Annotated in this window: 3 protein-coding genes and 1 pseudogene; 1 reads left to right on the plus strand and 3 read right to left on the minus strand. The window is 45.6% G+C overall.

The window, feature by feature from the left end; genetic code table 11:
- Positions 1–66 precede the first annotated feature (66 nt).
- Positions 67–219: a lmo0937 family membrane protein gene (locus tag VN105_RS10755; protein ID WP_325640676.1), complete on the minus strand. Its 153-nt coding sequence runs from the start codon at positions 217–219 to the stop codon at positions 67–69.
- A 258-nt stretch (positions 220–477) separates the two neighbouring features.
- On the opposite strand from VN105_RS10755, the gene VN105_RS10760 reads away from it, so the two are divergent.
- Positions 478–933, plus strand: a complete 456-nt coding sequence (locus tag VN105_RS10760; RefSeq protein WP_325640678.1) for a PA2169 family four-helix-bundle protein — start codon at positions 478–480, stop codon at positions 931–933.
- A gap of 402 nt (positions 934–1,335) precedes the next feature.
- Here VN105_RS10760 and thiH read toward each other — a convergent pair whose 3' ends face one another.
- Together thiH and VN105_RS10770 are read right to left on the minus strand one after the other, a co-directional pair.
- Positions 1,336–2,466: a 2-iminoacetate synthase ThiH gene (thiH, locus tag VN105_RS10765; RefSeq protein WP_325640680.1), complete on the minus strand. Its 1,131-nt coding sequence runs from the start codon at positions 2,464–2,466 to the stop codon at positions 1,336–1,338.
- A gap of 29 nt (positions 2,467–2,495) precedes the next feature.
- A pseudogene (locus VN105_RS10770) lies at positions 2,496–2,693 on the minus strand (thiazole synthase); the annotation flags it as partial.

Consider the following 2,693-nt stretch of genomic DNA (forward strand, 5'->3'; position numbering starts at 1 on the left):
AAAAATTCCCTGTTTAACCACAGCCTGTAGCCGATTAAACAGGGAATAAAGAGCTGCAGCGTAATCCTATAAGGCCCTGCCCCTGATTATATTTATAAGGATAGCAATAATGGCCAGCACAAGCAAGGCATGTATTAAACCACCGGCTGAATAAACAAAAAATCCAAGTATCCATCCTATAATGAGAATTACGGCAATTAAATAAAGAAGGCTGTTCATGTCTTAAGGATTTGATTCGATTACCGTACTTAAAAATTTATGCCAATAAGTTAATGGCTTTGTATACAGCTGTTTTTCATTGCAGACGCCGCTCCGTTGTGGAACCTTCTCCACCATCCGAGAAAAAAAAGGACGGAAAATAGCAAGCTCTCCTTTCGGAAACTCTTTGTCACAGAGGATTCTGCAGTATGGATGCATTTTTGAAAATAAAATACATATATATCATACGACTATTTTTTTAACCATAAATTTTTGATCATGTTACAAGAGGAAAAGTTAGTTACACTTTTAAACGATCTCGTAAAAATCAATAACGACCGGATAGAGGGATATAAACAGGCACAGGATGTAAGTGACGATGCAGATATGAAAGCGCTGTTTCAACATATGATCAACGACAGTTTAAAATATGTGGAAGAACTGAATCTGCTGCTGAGGGCACAGGGTGCGGATGAGGAAACAGATACTACCATCAGCGGGAAGTTATACCGTACATGGATGGCTATAAAAACCACTTTTACGGGTACAGACAGGCATTCTCTTTTTTCTTCCTGCGAATTTGGGGAGGATGCTGTACAGCGGGCCTATTCGGATGCCTTGAGCATGGACGTGGCGATGCCTTATAGTATGAGGGAAATTATTGCTAATCAGCAGTCAAATCTTAAAGAAGCGCACAACACTATCAAAAGTTACCGCGATGTGGTGAGCCAGTAGCTTCTGTGCAGTCGGTTACCCCCTGTTCTTTTTGTTCAAATCAACGGATTAAGCGGTTGTTCACGATGGCCATATTATTTTTGAATACATGAGATTCCAATCATACTTATATTAATAAGTAATATGGCAACTACGGGATTTTCGGTACAGGGCTGCTTCCTCATCGTTTGAAGCAGCCCTTTTTTATATAGTGGATATGGTAAGTTCAGTTGTTCCCGGGCCCTTAAAAGGACCCTGCAAACGGTGGTTCTGTTCAACAGAAAGCACCCTGTTCATTTTGTTCAGTTTAGTCAGCCCCTTTTGGAATTAAAAGATCTATATTACTTTTGAAAGGATTGAGAGAAGTATCTCTTGTATTACTTTTAACCTCCCCATGAAAAACAACAATAACTATCAGGTGGCCTAACCAACCACCTTTTTTATTTCCCCTGAAAAAGAAGCATCCCAATCTTTCCATACCGGCTCAAATCCTTGTTTTTTCAGCATTTCAGCCACATCAGCCGCGCTTCTGTCGTCGGATATTTCAAATTGTTCCAGCGACTGCGGGTCTACCGTGTACCCGCCGGGATTGGTTTTAGAGGCCGCACTCATGGCGGTGATCCCAAGATGTACAATATTGTTTCTGAACCGCTCTTCCTCCCGGGTAGATAAACTCAGCTCTACTTCCTGGTTAAATAAACGGTAGGCGCAGATCAGCTGTACCAGTTCCCGGTCGTTCATCACCACTTTGGGGGTTAATCCGCCGGAAAATGGCCGCAGCCGGGGGAAAGAAATACTGTACCTGCTTGCCCAGTATTTTTTTTCCAGGTAAGCCAGGTGCAGCGCCGTAAAGAAACTGTCTGTACGCCAGTCTTCCAACCCTATCAACACTCCCAGCCCCATTTTATGAATGCCGGCACGCCCCAGCCGGTCCGGCGTTTCCAGCCGGTAGTCGAAGTTGGATTTACGCCCTTTGGGATGATGTTTCTTATAATCGTCCCGGTGATACGTTTCCTGGTACACTAACACCGCATGTAGCCCCAGTTCCGCCAGTTCGCGGTAATCCTGTTCATCCATCGGCTGTACCTCCATCGATATATTGGCAAAGTGCGGCCGCAGCAGCTGTAAGGTCTTTTTAAAATAGTCGTTGCTCACTAACTGGTGGGCTTCTCCTGTTACCAGCAATATATGCTCAAACCCCATCTCCTTGATGGCGGCCGTTTCCTGTAATATTTCGGCTGGGCTCAGGGTTTTCCGCCGGAGCTTATTATCAAGACTGAAGCCGCAATAGGTGCAGATATTCTGGCATTCGTTCGACAGGTACATCGGGATGTAGAGCTGCATTGTATTGCCAAACCGCTGCCGGGTAAGCGCGTTGCTGATAGCAGCCATCTGCCCCAGGTAAGGTGCAGCCGCCGGGGAAATCAGCGCCGCAAAATCATCCAGCGAACGGTGCTGGTTGCGCAGGGCTTGTTCCACATCCCTGGCTGTTTTAGCATAAATGCCGGCTTTTACCTCATCCCATTCATACTGATCAAATATGCTTTTAAACATAAGGAAGGTTTAATAAGATGATAAAATAATCAGGCTTCATCCAGGAATGCGATTAACGGACTGGATGCCACTGCCTGGTGACTGCTGGCAGGCAAACCGGCTTCATACGCCATCCGCCCCGCCTCTACTCCTGCTTTAAAGGCAGCGGCCATCTGCACGGGATTCCGGGCAATGGCAATGGCCGTATTTACTAATACCGCCGCAGCGCCCATTTCCATGGCCTGCGC

The organism is Chitinophaga sp., assembly GCF_035564935.1.
GTDB lineage: Bacteria > Bacteroidota > Bacteroidia > Chitinophagales > Chitinophagaceae > Chitinophaga.